This is a genomic window from Halobacteriovorax sp. DPLXC-1 (assembly GCF_036903125.1).
Taxonomy (GTDB): domain Bacteria; phylum Bdellovibrionota; class Bacteriovoracia; order Bacteriovoracales; family Bacteriovoracaceae; genus Halobacteriovorax_A; species Halobacteriovorax_A vibrionivorans.
Window position 1 is genome coordinate 78,825 of sequence record NZ_JAYMCO010000004.1, and the last position, 16,316, is coordinate 95,140.

Genomic DNA, 16,316 nt, shown 5'->3' on the forward strand with positions numbered 1-16,316 from the left:
TCATAATTTTATCTTAAAATTATCTTTTGATTACTGGCGTGTAATCTCTTTCATTCTCACCCATGTAAACCTGACGTGGACGTGAAATACGTACACCATCTTCTCTAAGCTCTTTCCACTGAGATAGCCAACCTGGAAGACGTCCTAATACGAACATTGCTGTAAACATATTAGTTGGAATACCAAGTGCCTTGTAGATGATACCTGAGTAGAAGTCTACGTTTGGATATAGGTTACGTTTAACAAAGTACTCATCTTTAAGAGCAACTTCTTCAAGACCTTTTGCAATGTCAAGAAGAGGGTCTTGAATATCAAGCTTTTCAAGAATTGTATCACATGCTTTTTTAATGATTTTTGCACGTGGATCAAAATTCTTGTAAACACGGTGACCAAATCCCATAAGACGGAATGGATCTTCCTTGTCTTTCGCTTTTTCGATGAATTTTTGGTAATCACCACCATCTTTTCTAATTTCTTCAAGCATCTCAAGTACAGCTTGGTTTGCTCCACCGTGTAATTGTCCCCAAAGAGCTGTAACACCAGCTGCAATTGAAGCAAATACGTTAGCATGAGATGAACCAACAACTCTTACAGTTGATGCTGAACAGTTTTGTTCGTGGTCTGCGTGTAGAATTAATAAAGTATCAAGAGCATCTGCTACATCTTTATCAACTTCACCATCAAACATTAAGTTTAAGAAGTCTGATGAGTAATCAAGCTTAGCGTTTGAAGCTAGAGGGCTTTTCCCCATCGTCTTGCGATAGAATTGCGCCATCATAACTTTAACTTGTCCCATCATTTGAGTAATTGCCTTATTCTTAATTTCCTCAGTTGCCTCAGGGTTTAGGAATTCAGGATAAAACCCACTTAATGATGAAATAGCAGCAGCTAAAACACCCATTGGGTGTGCTGAACCAGGGAATTGATCAATGATCTTCTCGACTCCACCAGGAAGCTTACTTGAAGCAGCAATATCTTTGTTGAATGCTTCTAATTGAGCAGCTGTTGGAAGCTCCCCGTTGTATAGAAGATAAGATACTTCAGCAAAGTTTGAAGATTCAGCAAGTTGTTCAATTGGGTAACCACGGTATCTTAGGATCCCCTTTTCTCCGTCAAGAAAAGTGATCTTTGACGTACATGATCCAGTGTTTACAAAACCGATATCTAGAGTAATTGCTCCAGTTTGTGCTCTAAGCTTTGAGATATCTAAAGCGAGCTCATTTTCAGTTCCTTTAAGAGTTGGAACTTCGATCGTTTGACCATTGATTTCTATTTTTGCACTTTCGGCCATTTGTTTCCTCCAAAATTTAAGTTGGAATAACTTAAAAACATATAGATGTTAAGGTAATACGAATAATATTAGTATGATACATATATTCTTTTGCAAGATATGTCGACACGTCTTGCGTCTAAAACATGCGTCGCACAATTTAGACCTGCCAATTATCAGGGTCTTGCTGCCATCTCATCAGTAATTGATGGCCTTCTTTATTAATAATATCTTCAGACAAACAGATATCGGCTAATTGATTTAAATTTATTAGTGAAAAGATATCAATCTCCAACTCTTTTGCCACCTTCTTCGCATTAGGTGTCTGGTAGTCCACCAAACACAAAACAGAGTCTACCACATGGCCTTGATCGCGAATAAGCCTTATGACTTTTTCAATACTTGAGCCTTGATTTACCAGGTCTTCAACTAAAAGTAGTTTACTGTTTTCGCCAACTTTTCCTTCCACTATCTTACCTGTCCCGTGAGACTTAGGTTTAGAGCGAACATAATTCATTGGTTCTTTTCGAGCATATGCCAATGCGGCCGCATGTGAAATTCCAGCAGTGGCGACACCAGTTATAAAGTCATATTTAAGATTTTTATTATTTATCGTCTCACTTAAGAGCTCTATTGCTAAGGCCCACATTTTTGGATCTGAAGACATGAGACGATTATCACAATAAATCGGCCCTTCTTTACCAGAAGCATATTTAAATGGATTTTGTGGTGAAATTTTAATTAAGCCAAATTTTATCATCTCTTTTACAAGATCTTGAATTTTAGAATGCATGCTAACCCCTTTAAATTAGTTTAATCAAAATTATCCATCTTAAAAAGAAGAATCATTGTATAATAATCAACTGATTTACAAATATTTAACTAACTAAATTTTATTATTTCAATAACTTACCGATGAGTGGGCATAAGAAATACATAATTAAGATGAAATAATGAATTAAGGGGTTATTTTGAAGGCATTGTATATTTGTGATGAGAAAGATGAATGGGGATATATAAGAGACTCATTTTCTAACTGCTTTCCTGATATTCAACTACACTGTGCAATCAGTGGTGACGATGCAATCGATTTACTAAGCTTCGAAGGTCCATTTGCTATGATCCTAATCGAAGTCTCATTAAAGAATGAGGACCCTTCTCAACTTGCTGGAAAAATTCTATCCATTACTGGTCAAAGACCTTTTATCTTCCTTGGTATGGAGGCAATGGTAAAAGAAAGGATTCCTGATGCGCTATATGCAAGAAGTGAATCTTCTTCGGCCCTTTTTAGACCTATCGAAGAAGAAGACTTTGTAACGGCGGTCAATAAAGCACTCGCTTGGGTAAAAAGTGAAGACTTTGGTTCAAGTATTGAAGAATTTGAAGAAGATGACCTTCTACCTATGAAGATTAGAGGTTTCTATCTTTTTGAAACATTGGCCTATGATGTTTATCTAGAACTAACTCAAACAAAATATACAAAAATCATTTCTGCAAATAAGAAATACTCTCATTCAACGATTCATTCTTATGCAAGAAAGAATATTAAGGTACTTTATTTAAAAAAGAATGATTACTTAAAGTTTTTAGAGGAAGGAATTGAGAACTTATTAAAAGTCTTTGAGAGCAAGAAGAAGTTAAAGCAAGAAGAGGTTATCGAAAACCAAATTAAGGCCGTACTTCTTATACATCAATATGTGAAGACTGTTGGTGTATCAGAGAATGTGATTAATCTATGCGACAAGGTTATTCTTTGTAGTCGCGATATTGTTCTTGAGAATAAGAAGTATCGTAACGTACTCTCTTTATTTCCAAAGAGTGGGCCATTTGATATTGCCACTCAAGCAATTATGACTCTTTATTTATCGCACTTTATCTTACAAGCGCTTGGCTGGGCGTCTGAGACATCTAAGAAAAAACTTGGTCTTGCCTCTCTTTTATATGATTCAATGCTTGAGAATGAAGACCTTATTAGTATTCAATCATTAGAAGATCCACAGCTGAAAATGTTTAAAGAAGAAGAACAGGAAAATTATCGTATCCACCCTATTAAGGCAGCAGAAATAGCACAGTATTTTACAGGCTATCCTGAAGCAGACTTTGTTATCGCGCAACACCACGAAAAACCTAAAGGTGACGGTTTTCCTAATAACCTAAGTACCAATAAACTTACAGCACATTCATGTGCATTTATCTTAGCAAATAATTTCATCCTAAGACTTTGTACAAGTACTGGTGGAAAGAAGAATCTTCTCAATATCTTTAGAGAGATGAAAGAAGTTTACAACCAAGGAAACTTCAAAGACCCACTAAATGCATTACAAAGAACGATTGTGTAAGTAAAAAAAATCTTAATTTTCATTATGATTTCTCATCTAAAAAACTTCCGTTCTTTAGTTTACATTTATTGGCCCTGAGATAAACTCTATTTATTGTAAATCATACATTCAATATTAAGGAGTTTATTGATGAAAAAATTATTATGCGCAGCTCTTTTTACAGTACTTACATCAACTGCATTTGCGGCCCATGGCCCAGCAGGTTGTGGTCTTGGTGCCGTAATCTTTGAAGGAAAGTCAGGTTTAGCTCTTAATGCTTTAGCTGGTATTACAAACGGAATCTTTAGTAACCAGACATTTGCAATGTCTACAGGAACTTTAAAATGTGAAGATGCTAAAACAGCAAGAGTTGCTGCAGTTTCATTTGTTGAAAACAATATGATTGCACTCTCTTCTGATATTGCAAAAGGTGAAGGTGAAAGTCTAGATGCTTACCTTGCCCTTATTAATGCAACTAACGCAGATAAGAACATTTTAAAAAGTAATTTTGATCTAATCTTTGCAGATAATGCAACTGCACAGATGGTTCATGAAAATATTAAGTCTGTTTTATTAATATAAAAAAAAAGAGGGAGATGCCTCCCTCTTTCTTATTTTAAAGAAATACAATGTTAAAACAAGTTATCATAATAATATCTCTTTTAATCTTAGGGCCATATACCTATGGCCAACAAAGTAATATCGAGTTTTCTTCACAATTCTTATCATTAATGCGTTATCAAAAAACACTCTTTGGTGGTTATCAGTCTGCTGTTAAATCAAAAAAATACTTTTTGGCAAAAGATGGAATGACAAACCCAACAAGTGAGCTGAATGCATCAATAAAAGAAATCACTTCAGCCCCTATTAAAGACATGAATAAGCACCCTAAATGTCTTTTTCCAGCACGAGTGAAATTTCTAAAAAAGTATAAAAAGATACCTTCATCAATTAATTTAAAAGACTGTGAAGTCTATCAGGCCTTTGTAAAAAAACTCAGTGTCGATTCTGTTTCCCTAATTTTTTCGTCTTATTTTATAGAAAAACCTGCCTCAACATTCGGTCATACATTTTTAAGGCTAAGATCAAAAACTTCTATTAAACAAAATAATGATCTCCTTGATTATGGAGTTGATTTCTCTGCCCAAGTAGACACTGTAAATCCTATTGTCTACGGATATAAAGGAATTACAGGTGGCTTTAAAGGCGAATTTACCCTTATGCCCTATTACGTGAAGGTCAAAGAATACAATGATATGGAATCTCGAGATTTATGGGATTATGAATTAAATTTATCTGATAATGAAGTCGATTATTTTCAGGCCCATCTCTATGAAATGAATAGGGCCTATTTTGATTATTACTACCTTAGTGAAAATTGCTCTTATCATATTCTAGCATTCTTAGACGCGATAAAACCTGAATGGAAGCTTCTTGAAGAGTTGGGTATAGCGGTACCTCCTGTTGATACAGTTTATGCTCTTTATAAGAATGACGAGATTATAAGAAACGTAAAATTTAGACCGGCTTCTTATACCAAAATAAATTTAAATATCAAGAATATGGATAAGTATCAAAGTAGCCTTTTTCAAAATCTCATAAATAAGAGGTATCAATTAAGCGAAATTAAAAATAATGAAAGTGATATATTTGTCCTAGACACATATAATCTCTATGTTGATTTTGAAAATGCAGAAGTCGATACGACGACAACTTTGGCCAATAAAGAAAAACTTGAATACCGAAAGCAGAAATTTCAAATCAATAAGGCAAGATCTAAATTAACCGCAAGGCCAAAGCAAATTAGCTATCAGGAAGTTTATGATAAAGCTCCCCATAAAGGACACCTAACGGGACGATTTGATATTAGAAATAATGTTGATACTAATGGAGATTATTTACAAATTGGCTGGCGTGGAGCTTTACACGATAAACTTGATACTCCAAACGGCTTTCTGCCAATGAGTACGACAGAACTCTTTAGTCTAGAATTTACATATAATAAATATCAAGATCAACAATTTCGTCTAAGTGAAGTGAGGCTTGCCAATATTGAAGCATATCGACCAGTAAGAAGCTTTGCTAATAATATTAGTTTCCAACTCGAGGTTGGATACAAAGAAAGAGAAATGTTTAGTAATCGTAACTTGAGTCCATACTTAGATCTAAATATTGGACAAGTATATGGTAATGATAGCTTTATATTTGGACTTTTAGCAGCTACTCAGAATGCTTATATATATAATTCAAATTTAGATTATATGTTAAGCTACGGCCCAAAGCTATTCTTCGTTTATAGTCACGATAAATACTCTATTCATAGCTCCTACCAATACCTATTTCGTAATCAGTCGAAATTTAATAAGACACAAGAAGTTGAATTTGAAAGTCGTTATCACTTAAATAAGAAAATGAGTTTTAAAATTGGATACGAATATTTAGATAAGTTTTACCAACAAGGTTATGCAGGACTAAATCTATTCTACTAGCCTCATATCTTATATTTTAATATTTGCCAGTGTATTGATAATTTTCTTATAAGTGTGCTTTGTGAAGCGCTCTTTTAGTTTTTCCATTATCTCTTCAACATTTACAGGAACTTTATTTTCAATTTTTTGATAGATCTCTTCCGTAAAGGCTTCAGCGATAATAAGAACTTTTGCGAGTGGTGAAATATCATCTTTATAGCTTGTGGCAAAACCTTGACCATTAGGAGTACCATGATGTTGCATAATAATAACATCTGCACCTAGAGGACAACCTGGATAGCGTCTAATAGCATCTGCTGCCTCACTTGCGTGATTGATAATGATTTCTTTTTCATCTTCAGTGATATTTGGATCAAAGATAAGCTTATCCTCATACATTAGATCAGGATGTTTCTTGTAGATTTGAACTAGGTACATATCATGAAAATAAAGAACAAACTTTAACTTCTCTTTGTGCGCATCACCGCCCCATTCAACATTATCGAGAATATGAGTAGAAACGTAACCTGCAATAATTGAGTGACTATAGAGAAATCCAGACTTTAGTGCCGCAAGGTCTTTAAGCAGAGATTTAAGATCAGGAACATCCTCAATAACCTCTTCCATTGTATCCATACACATCTGAGATAATTGAATGACTTCTTTTGTAACTTCTTGATCTTCAAATAATTGTTCAGCAACAGCATCAATACTTTGTTCAACAAAGTCTAAAGATTCCTGTTGTGGAGTCTCTGGAGTTATTTGCTCCATACTTTCTATAAGTAGTTGAGTAACTTTTTTTGTGAAAGCAAAACGCTCTTTAGCTGGTATGAGTAAATTTGATACACCTTGATCAAGGAATTCTCTTACCTTTGGCCACACATCACTTTCTTTATCAAAGATTTTAGTTGGAGCAGATTGGCCATTATTTTCTAGCATATAATATGTGTCACAGAATGCTTTCTTAAATGGGAAGAAAAGTCGGATTGGCATCTCATATAAGTCTTCAGTAATAACTGCTAAGACCTCTTTTGGATTCATTCCAAGTGATTTGAAAATATTTTGAATAATTCCAGGAATATCAAATTGGTTTTTAACGATATGATTCTCATCTGGGATCAAGTCACCTTCACCAATTACAATAGAAGGAATATCTCGGTCGTTCTCAATGCAGTTATGATATGCCAATAATGCAGTATCCTCTCCATCAATACTTGCCATCGTAACTAATACATCAATTGCCACATCTGGATCTTCAATATGAATCAACGCCTTGTCTAAGTTCGATTCAAAAATAAGGTTCAACTCTGTATAGGTTTTCAAATTAACGCTATAAATTGAATTTAAGACCTCATTATCGCAGATAATTAATGCAGTTTTCACAAATTCCTCTTTAAATGATATTCTACAGATATTGTAGCATATACAATTACAGATAGTTAGCATTACAAACCAAAAGGAAAAAAATGCATTTGAATAAGAAAGATTTAGTAACAGGAAAAATTGTTGAGCGCTACAAGCGCTTCCTACTCGATTTTAAACTAACTAAGAAATTCAAGGATTACGATAAGAATGAAATTCATACAGCTCACTTGGCCAATACAGGGAGCATGAAAAGCTGCTGGGAGCCTAATTGGAAGGTTTTAATGACCCATAGTGATGACCCAAAGAGAAAACTTAAGTTCTCTGCTCAGATGATCTCAAATGGAGAATCATGGATCATGGTCAATACTGGATTAACAAATAAACTTGTTCAAGAAGCATTAGAAAATGGCGCTATAAAGGAGCTTTCAAAATATTCTCACTTTAAAAGCGAAGTAAAAATTGGAAAAAGTCGTATCGACTTTCTACTTAGCAATAAAGAGATTGATAAGAAAAACCTTGAGTTAGATAACTCACAAGTAAAGTACAACTTTATGGAAGTAAAAAATGTTACTCTAAAAGTTGATGATCAAGCACAATTTCCAGATGCTGTATCCACAAGAGGACAAAAGCATTTAGAAGAGTTAATGCAATTAAAGGAACAAGGCCATGAAGCAACCATGCTCTACGTTGTTTCAAGGGAAGATATTAAAAGCTTTAATGTAAGCGATGTGGACAAAAGATATAAAGAGCTTCTCCATGAGGCCAAGAAAAAAGGAGTTAAAATCCTTGCTTATCAGCTAAGTATGAATGAAGAAGAAATAAAATTAGCAAAGAAAATTCCAATCAAATTATAAGTTTGTTGATTCAATCTTTTCAATTTGACCAATAATACTTGAGTAGACCTTACTCTCAGTTGGAATCTTTGTTAGTAGTTCTCCAAACTTAAGATAATTCTCTTTAGTAATAAAACGAGACATCTGAGTTGCAAGAATAGAGTCACTTGAAGCAGGAGAAGCTTGTATTTCACTAATTATCTGATCACTTACCTTATGCTTAAAGCTTTCGGACTTAGAATAACGATCTAGCTCATGAATTAGTAAATTAGTAAGCTCTCGATTTTGAGATTTCTTTGCAAGCTTAACGATAGCATTGAGAGATCTAATATCACTCTTTTGAGTACTTAATAATAAAACTGAATTCTTCTTTAGTTCATCATGTGGAATATCAATTAGATCAAGGGCCGTTGTAACAATAGAATGTGACCTAAAACCTCTTTTAAGTGTGAAATTATAAAGCTTATTAACCTTATCACTAATCTTTGAAGCAACTAATTGCTCATAACGATCATAGTTTTCAGAAACTTCATCACTTTTAAAATATTCATCACAGATAGTGCGCAAGCATGATTTTAACTGAGAAAGAGATTCTTCATATGACTTATAAATATGCATATCTTCAACTCTTCTCTTCTTTAATGCTCGTGTGTTAACATCATCAGAAATCGAAGCAATTGTTCTTTTAACGAAATCAGGTGAGCGATCCACATGCTTATACGGATTCGTTCCTTGACCAATTTCTTGCATAATTGTTGTTTCGATATCACTGCTTGTTAGAAAAACCGCCCCACATATAGAAGCGAGAACGACAGTGTTGATAAAGCTCTTTATCATTGCTTTCCTTTAATATTAACCAACCTAATCACTTGTCGGTCAAGATCAAGAAAATATTAAGCAATACTTTATCTCTCGCTCTAATAATCAGGTACTTAGAGCGCTTTTCTTTGATAATAATTTATGAGTTCATCAATAGACTTTAACTCAAGACGGGCCAAATCACTTTGAATTGATTCATTTATAGAAGAAAGTAATTTAGGTCCTTGAAAAATGAAAGCTGAATAAACTTGTAGTGCTCGCCCCCCAGCTCTCCAATACTCAACCACATCATTGTAGCTAGCAAAACCACCAACACCGATAAATTCAAGTGAAGGATAGTTTTTAATCTTTTCTAAACAGGCCTTACGAATATTATGTGCTTTCTTATAAAGAAGCTTTCCGGAAATGCCACCAACTCCCCTTTCTGGCATAATCGTTGTATTCGTAGCGATAATACCTGTTAGATGAAACTTAGCAGCTGTTTCTAGAATTGCATCGATCTCATCCATTTCAATATCTGGTGCTATTTTTAGATACAGATCCACCTCTTCTTCTTTCCTATCTAAGGCCTTAAATAATTTCTCTAACGCATCTTTTGTTTGGTGAGAACGAAGGCCAGGAGTATTAGGAGAAGATACATTGATAACAATATAATCCGCTATATCCTTAAACTTTTGATAAAGAAGTCCATAATCCTTAGGAGCTTCTTCATCAGGTGTTGTTTTATTTTTGCCAATATTGACGCCTAGAGGAATACTTAGGCCTTTTGATTTTAGCTTTAATACTTGCTGATACATAAAGTCTGAGCCCAGATTATTAAAGCCCATACAATTTCTAATAGACTCTTCTTCTATGTAGCGAAAAAGCCTTGGCCTTTCATTTCCGATTTGTGGACGAGGTGTAACAGTTCCAACTTCAATAGCGCCAAAGCCAACTTGAGATAAGAATTCATAGGCCCTTGCATTCTTATCAAGCCCAGCAGCAAGTCCAACGGGAGACTTCCACGTTAGGTTCCCAACTTTTAAACATGTTTTGGGATCAATATGAGTATTAAATAAAGATGCAAAAAGAGGAAAGCTCTCCATTAACTTTATCGTTAAATCATGAGCATCCTCGGCATCGAGTTTAAAAAGAAGAGATTTTAAAGCTGAATAAACCATTAGTATAACTTTACAAAGTCACCTTCGTGAACAGAGCCCCCAGAATGGAGAATACCAATTGAAGCATCAGGTCCAACATAGTCAATGATCTCAATAGTTCCCTTCACTTCACCTTTAGAAACACCAATTAGAGCTCCAGTTTCAGGATCGTAAATATCAACACCTTCTGTTACAACTTTTAAGACGTCACCAATATTAAGTCCTGAATCTCTTCCAGCATTAACATAGATATTATTTCCTATAATCTTTGCAACACGTCCAACCCATTCAAGCTTTGCGGCGGTATCTAGGATTCGAGGAATAGACCTTCTAACTGCAACCTTAACGACATACCTTAGAAGGTCTTGTCTATATTTTGATTTAGATTGTTGATCTGATTTAAAGAATCGATAACTCTTATCATCAGCATAACCATTTAAGGTGTCAGTATAGATTTCTTTATTTGAATTTACATCAAAGATGCGAATTTCGACTTTTGCCTCACTATAACTCTTTGTACTTCTAACAAAGCCAACCTCATCTGACTTTTCTCTGACTCGGGCCTCAATGATACGCCCAAAAATCACGAAGTTAATTCCTTCACCTTTGGCCTTTCTTGTCATCTGTACAAGCTTAGATCCACCTTGTGAGTAAACCTGTTTTGAGGAACCAAAAAGTCTTGCAGACATTGGATCAACAATAAATTGACCTGTTCGATTTATTTCACGTCTAAGCTCTTCTGTTGCCACAACACCAAGGTCCTGACCTCCAAACGGCGACTCATTGAAAAAAGTTAAAAGGGCAACTTTCTTCTTAACACCTGTAAAGTGTGTCCTCTCCATTGGTCTCGCTTGACGTCCACGATTATCTCTTCTTTGAGGTGGAGCAAGCAGTGAACAAGAAGTTGCTAAGATTAATAAAATTGGTAAAAAATATTTCCTCATAACTCTTATGCCTTATTACTGTCTCTTTGATTCAACTTTTTTTGTTAATGGACTTTCATTATTATGAATAACATTAAAAACAAATGGAAGAGTATCATCTCTTTTTACGATGGCCTCATCACCAAGTTTAACTGTTTTAAACTTTTCTAAGACTTCCATTGCCTTATCTTTATCACCAGAAAAAGTGATTGTTATATTAACAACATTACGAAGAGTTGCAGAAATTTGTGGATCAAAGAAATAAACAACACCTTCTTCTTTTAGCATTCCTGCAAAATCAAAAGCTTCATTAATATTTTTCGTATTTTTTAATACGATCTCAAATGAGTTCTTGATAGAGACTTTTTCTTTAACAGTTCTCTTTAATGACTTCATTTCACTAATTGGAAGCTGATAAACAAAACTTGCGATCTCAGAGCTTTGCTTATGTGGGTCTTTTGTCGAATACTCCTGAGAAGCTGGAGCAAAATCAGTAAAAGTAACCACAGCACCATCACGTAAGTCAGTTAGAACAAAACCACCAAAGGTTTTGATATTAATGATCTGCTGCTTTTCGTCCTTGTACTCTTTAGATAATGTAATATCTAAGTTCATCATAAGAGAGTTTCTAAGTTCATTTTGGCGTGAGCCAAAAATAGCAGTGTCATTGCCCTCTCTTAGTTGAGCAAGGGGCTGTTTTAAATGCTCATAGATTTCTTGTCGAGTTGACGGGTTTACAACTTCAATACCATCTAGGAAAACACCACCAACGCTGGCAGAAAGCTCTTGCAACCAATGTTCTTCAACAACATCAGTAAATTTTGATTTTGAACTTACACCTACTTCTTCCCAAGTCAGATCATTTAACTTGTAATTGATATTCAAATATAGTCTTGAGAATGTACGGTTCTTACCTGTACCAATAAATCGATAGTAGATCTCTGAAACAAGTTTACGATTAACTTTAGCGTTAATTGTAATGTAGTGAGTATCAGCTCGAGATAGAGACTTCGACATCTTCTTAATCGCATATGAAGTGATAATAGAATTGAACTTTCCATAAGAAGCTTGTGAAGTAAGTTTCTTATATCGAAGTCCTCGATCGTATCGATCTTTTTGGGCAGCACTTAATTGAACAGGATTCCCCTCTTCATCTACTGCACCAAATTTTTGATCATAATTTTCTTTTATAGGAGCAAAGTGCTCTTCAAACTTTGTTTCGTAATTTTGCCAAAATGTTTTTCGATCAAGGCCAAGTTTTTGAAGTTCTGAATCTAATACATTACGAACTGTATTGGCATAAAGTTGCTTTTTTATGAAAGAGAGGGTGTCACCTGGCTTTGATGTGAATTGACCCTTCGCTGTTACACTGGCCGCAAAAGTCGCACTTGTGCCTAAAAAAGCGAGTAAAATTATCAGTTTTCTCATATCCATCCCTAGATTTATTCTAATCTTTAATAACTTACGTATTTATTTTACCTTACATCACTGATTTTTCCATCAATAATAAACTTCACCGCGTCTGCATCAAAAATCTCATTAATTTTCGCGGCCATCTGTGGCGTTGGGTTAACAAGATAATCACTTCCAAGTGGCATACGGGCCTTACCATTTTCATGTTCAAAAATAATATGCAGTGGAACAGTCCCTCTATGACCTAATATTGTTTGCTTAAGACGGTTTAGACGGCCTTCATTTAGTGAACCTGTATCAACATTTAGTCTAACTGATGACACTCGCTCCTCGGCCTGTTCTTTAAGTTTTTGTATCTTAGATGGGAAGAATTTTCGCGGTTCTTCTGCCAGGTTCACTTGTCCAGTCATAATGAGAGGATCATCTGTTGCCAGAATTTCTTCATACTGAACAAAGGTCTTTGGGAAAATGATACATTCAATCTTACCCGACAAATCTTCTAGGGTAGCAAAACACATGCGGTCCCCTTTCTTTGTCATGATATTCTTACGTTCAACAATCATCCCCGCAAGAACCATATCCCTTTTTGACTGCCCATCAATGTCTTGAATCTTCCCAATTGGCATCGATGCCATTTGTTCAATAACACCTTGGTAACGATCAAGCGGGTGACCTGAAACGTAGACTCCGATTAGCTCTGCTTCTTGAAGGAGTTTATCTCGATCATCCCAGTCGCTAACATAATCAATATCTAATTTATTTGCACCTGTATCTTCTGCACCTTCTCCAAGATCAAAGAGATTCGTTTGTCCCATCTCTTTTTCTTTTTGACGCTTCTGAGCAAAGGCAACAACCATCTCCATATTCTCAACCATCGTTCGACGATTAAGTTCTTTTTCACAACCATCAAATCCACCAACGCGAATTAATGCTTCAATAGTTCTCTTATTAACTTGACGTAAATTTACACGCTCACAGAAGTCAACAAAGCCAACGAATGGCCCATTTTCTGTACGCTCTCGAATAATTTCTTCGACAGCACCTTCACCAACACCCTTAATGGCACCCATACCAAAACGAAGGTTTCCATCAACAACGTTAAAGAGCCAAAGGGACTCATTAACACAAGGAGCAAGCACTTCAATATCATGCTTTCTAGCATCGTTAATAATTGTCGTGATCTTATCTGTATTAGAAAGTTCTGTACTTAGAAGTCCTGCATAGAACTCTGGTGGATAATAAGTTTTTAAGAATGCTGTTTGATAAGCAATATAAGAATAAGCAACGGCATGTGATTTGTTAAAACCATATTCCGCAAACTTTGCCATTTGATCATAAAGAGTTTCTGCAATCTTTAGATCGTAATTTCTTTCTTTTGCACCATCTAAGAAGATTTGCTTATGGCGCTCCATCTCCTTAAGTTTCTTTTTCCCCATGGCCTTACGAAGCATATCCGCTTGTCCAAGAGAGTAACCAGCAACCTTACGAGCAATATTCATAACCTGCTCTTGGTAGATGATGATTCCGTAAGTATCGTTTAGAATTGGCTTAAGATCTTCAAATGGATAAGTCTCTTCTTTTCGGCCGTGTTTGATCTCAACGAATTCATCGTGCATTCCCGAGCCCATCGGACCTGGACGATAAAGAGCATTAATGGCCGTAATATCATCGAGAGTATCTGGTGAAATACGACGACATAAATCCTGCATCCCTGAAGATTCCAGTTGGAAAACACCAATTGTATCCCCTTCAGAAATCAAGTCATAAACTTTCTTATCTTCGTAGTCGATTGCCTCGATATCAAAGTCAGGCATATAGTCACGCTTAATAAAGTCAGAAGCGTAGTCAATAACGGTTAGAGTTTTAAGCCCAAGGAAGTCAAATTTAACAAGTCCAATTAACTCAGAGAAGTCCTTATCAAATTGAACAACCTTCTCACCCTTTGCCCCTTTAAATAATGGACAGTAATTCACAAGAGGCTCAGATGTAATGATAACACCGGCCGCGTGAATACCAGCGTGGCGATAGAGTCCTTCAAGTCTTTTTGAGATGGTAAAGATTTGGCGAATCTTAGGATCAGTTTCAATTAACTCCTGAAGTTTTGGCTCCATCTCAATTGCTTTATCAAGTGTAATTCCAATCTCATCAGGAATAAGTTTTGAAATCATATTGGCTTCAGCAAATGTTAAGTCATATACACGAGCAACGTCTTTTACAACGGCCTTTGCTTGAAGCTTACCAAAGGTAATGATTTGTCCTACTTTATCTTCACCATATTTTTGCGTTACATATTCAATTACACGCTGGCGTCCCGCTTGACAGAAATCGACGTCAAAGTCAGGCATGGAAATACGCTCAGGGTTAATGAAACGCTCAAATAGTAAATTATATGGAAGTGGATTAATATTGGTAATCGTTAAGGCATAAGCAACGAGAGAACCTGCTCCGGAACCACGTCCAGGGCCTACAGGAATTCCATTATCTTTTGACCATTGAATGAAGTCTGCAACGATAAGGAAGTATCCAACGAATCCCATTTGCATAATGAGATCCATCTCATACTGGAGACGCTCATAATACTTTGGTTTCTGCTCTTCCCAATCCGGTTGGTTAACAATATTTCTAAATTGCGGGCCATCAAAACGAGCTTGAAGTCCTTCTCTTACCTCTCTTATGAAATACTCATCAAGAGTTTCACCTGTATCAATTTCAAAATCAGGTAGATGATAAATTTGATTTCCATCATCATCATGCCAAGAAAGTTCAACATTACACTTATCTGCAATTTCCAGAGTATTGTCACAGGCCTCTGGGCAATAATGAAAAGCGGCACGCATCTCTTCTGGTGATTTGTAATAAAATGCATTTGAAGTCATGCGCATTCTATTCTCATCGGCGTAAGTCTTACCTGTTTGAATACAAAGTAGAACTTCTTGTGCAGTTGCATCCTCTGGCGTCATATAGTGAGAGTCATTAGTTGCAACTAATTTGATATTATTTTTCTTAGCAAAGTCGATAACCTTTTCGTTAACAATTTTTTGCTCAGGAATACCGTTTTCTTGAATTTCTAAATAGAAGTCTTCCGGTCCAAAGATATCGCTTAGTTTCTCAATTGCACGTATGGCCTTTTCATCTTGACCAGTAAAGAAGTTATAACCAACCTCACCTTTTAAACAAGCAGTCGTACAAATGAGACCTTCTGAATATTCACGAAGTAATTCTACATCCGCTCGAGGCTTATAGTAGAAACCTTCAAGGTAGGCTTTTGATAGAAGCTTACATAGGTTTTGGTAACCAGTATTATTTTTAGCAAGAAGAATTAAGTGGTGAATTTGTCTTGAAGACTCTTCAGCATCTTGAGAGCTAATATTAGCAGACTTCTTGGCAGCACGACGATCAAAACGAGAACCAGGAGTAAAATAAATTTCAGAACCAAGAATTGGTTTTATACCTGCATCTTTACAACGAGTGTAGAAATCAATAGCACCAAACATATTTCCGTGATCCGTTTGTGCGATTGCAGGAACACCAAGCTTTTGAGCTTCAGGTATTAAATCCTTTAAACGGATCGCTCCATCCAGTAGTGAATACTGTGTATGAAGGTGTAAATGTACAAAACTATCAGGGTGTGTTTCTTTTAATGATTTCTGAATTTCGTTGGCTTCGGTAGTGTCATTCGATTCGATGTTACTATCTTGTTCCATGGATTCCTCAAAATGTCTTATTTTATTAGTGTGTTGTGCATTTAATTATCCCATTTTCCAGGTG

12 protein-coding genes are annotated in these 16,316 nt (G+C 35.6%); 4 read left to right on the plus strand and 8 right to left on the minus strand.

What is annotated here, in order from left to right; all coding sequences use genetic code 11:
• Nucleotides 1-19 precede the first annotated feature (19 nt).
• Both VCM44_RS14470 and pyrE read right to left on the minus strand, forming a co-directional pair.
• Complete coding sequence (locus VCM44_RS14470; protein WP_120404599.1) at nucleotides 20-1,291, minus strand: citrate synthase; 1,272 nt, start codon at nucleotides 1,289-1,291, stop codon at nucleotides 20-22.
• A gap of 139 nt (nucleotides 1,292-1,430) precedes the next feature.
• A complete protein-coding gene (gene pyrE, locus VCM44_RS14475; protein WP_334679211.1) occupies nucleotides 1,431-2,063 on the minus strand; it encodes an orotate phosphoribosyltransferase in 633 nt (210 codons plus the stop codon).
• Between the two features lie 178 nt (nucleotides 2,064-2,241).
• Here pyrE and VCM44_RS14480 point away from each other — a divergent pair, with 178 nt between their 5' ends.
• From VCM44_RS14480 to VCM44_RS14490, 3 genes are all read left to right on the plus strand, one after another.
• On the plus strand, nucleotides 2,242-3,609 hold the full coding sequence (locus VCM44_RS14480) for a hypothetical protein (protein WP_114706332.1): 1,368 nt from the start codon (nucleotides 2,242-2,244) through the stop codon (nucleotides 3,607-3,609).
• A 129-nt stretch (nucleotides 3,610-3,738) separates the two neighbouring features.
• Nucleotides 3,739-4,170, plus strand: a complete 432-nt coding sequence (locus VCM44_RS14485) for a DUF3015 family protein (RefSeq protein WP_114706333.1) — start codon at nucleotides 3,739-3,741, stop codon at nucleotides 4,168-4,170.
• A gap of 47 nt (nucleotides 4,171-4,217) precedes the next feature.
• A complete protein-coding gene (locus VCM44_RS14490) occupies nucleotides 4,218-6,077 on the plus strand; it encodes an Lnb N-terminal periplasmic domain-containing protein (protein WP_334679212.1) in 1,860 nt (619 codons plus the stop codon).
• A gap of 9 nt (nucleotides 6,078-6,086) precedes the next feature.
• Here VCM44_RS14490 and VCM44_RS14495 read toward each other — a convergent pair whose 3' ends face one another.
• Nucleotides 6,087-7,439: a hypothetical protein gene (locus tag VCM44_RS14495; protein ID WP_334679213.1), complete on the minus strand. Its 1,353-nt coding sequence runs from the start codon at nucleotides 7,437-7,439 to the stop codon at nucleotides 6,087-6,089.
• 83 nt (nucleotides 7,440-7,522) lie between these two features.
• Here VCM44_RS14495 and sfsA point away from each other — a divergent pair, with 83 nt between their 5' ends.
• Nucleotides 7,523-8,275 carry a DNA/RNA nuclease SfsA gene (sfsA, locus tag VCM44_RS14500; RefSeq protein ID WP_334679214.1) on the plus strand — a complete coding sequence of 251 codons (753 nt, stop codon included), beginning with the start codon at nucleotides 7,523-7,525 and terminating at the stop codon, nucleotides 8,273-8,275.
• On the opposite strand, the gene VCM44_RS14505 is transcribed toward sfsA, so the two are convergent.
• The 5 genes from VCM44_RS14505 to dnaE form a co-directional block, all read right to left on the minus strand.
• Entirely contained in the window at nucleotides 8,270-9,091 is an 822-nt protein-coding gene (locus tag VCM44_RS14505; RefSeq protein ID WP_114706337.1) for a hypothetical protein, read from the minus strand. The two genes, sfsA and VCM44_RS14505, sit on opposite strands and share 6 nt — an antisense overlap.
• A gap of 95 nt (nucleotides 9,092-9,186) precedes the next feature.
• The gene (locus VCM44_RS14510) at nucleotides 9,187-10,233 is read right to left on the minus strand and encodes a quinone-dependent dihydroorotate dehydrogenase (protein WP_334679215.1); all 1,047 of its coding nucleotides are present in this window, start codon (nucleotides 10,231-10,233) and stop codon (nucleotides 9,187-9,189) included.
• Nucleotides 10,233-11,156, minus strand: a complete 924-nt coding sequence (locus tag VCM44_RS14515; RefSeq protein WP_114706339.1) for a hypothetical protein — start codon at nucleotides 11,154-11,156, stop codon at nucleotides 10,233-10,235. Before VCM44_RS14515 ends, VCM44_RS14510 begins: the two co-directional genes overlap by 1 nt.
• Nucleotides 11,157-11,171: 15 nt before the next feature.
• The gene (locus tag VCM44_RS14520) at nucleotides 11,172-12,563 is read right to left on the minus strand and encodes a hypothetical protein (protein ID WP_334679216.1); all 1,392 of its coding nucleotides are present in this window, start codon (nucleotides 12,561-12,563) and stop codon (nucleotides 11,172-11,174) included.
• 47 nt (nucleotides 12,564-12,610) lie between these two features.
• The gene (gene dnaE, locus VCM44_RS14525) at nucleotides 12,611-16,252 is read right to left on the minus strand and encodes a DNA polymerase III subunit alpha (RefSeq protein ID WP_114706341.1); all 3,642 of its coding nucleotides are present in this window, start codon (nucleotides 16,250-16,252) and stop codon (nucleotides 12,611-12,613) included.
• Nucleotides 16,253-16,316 lie beyond the last annotated feature (64 nt).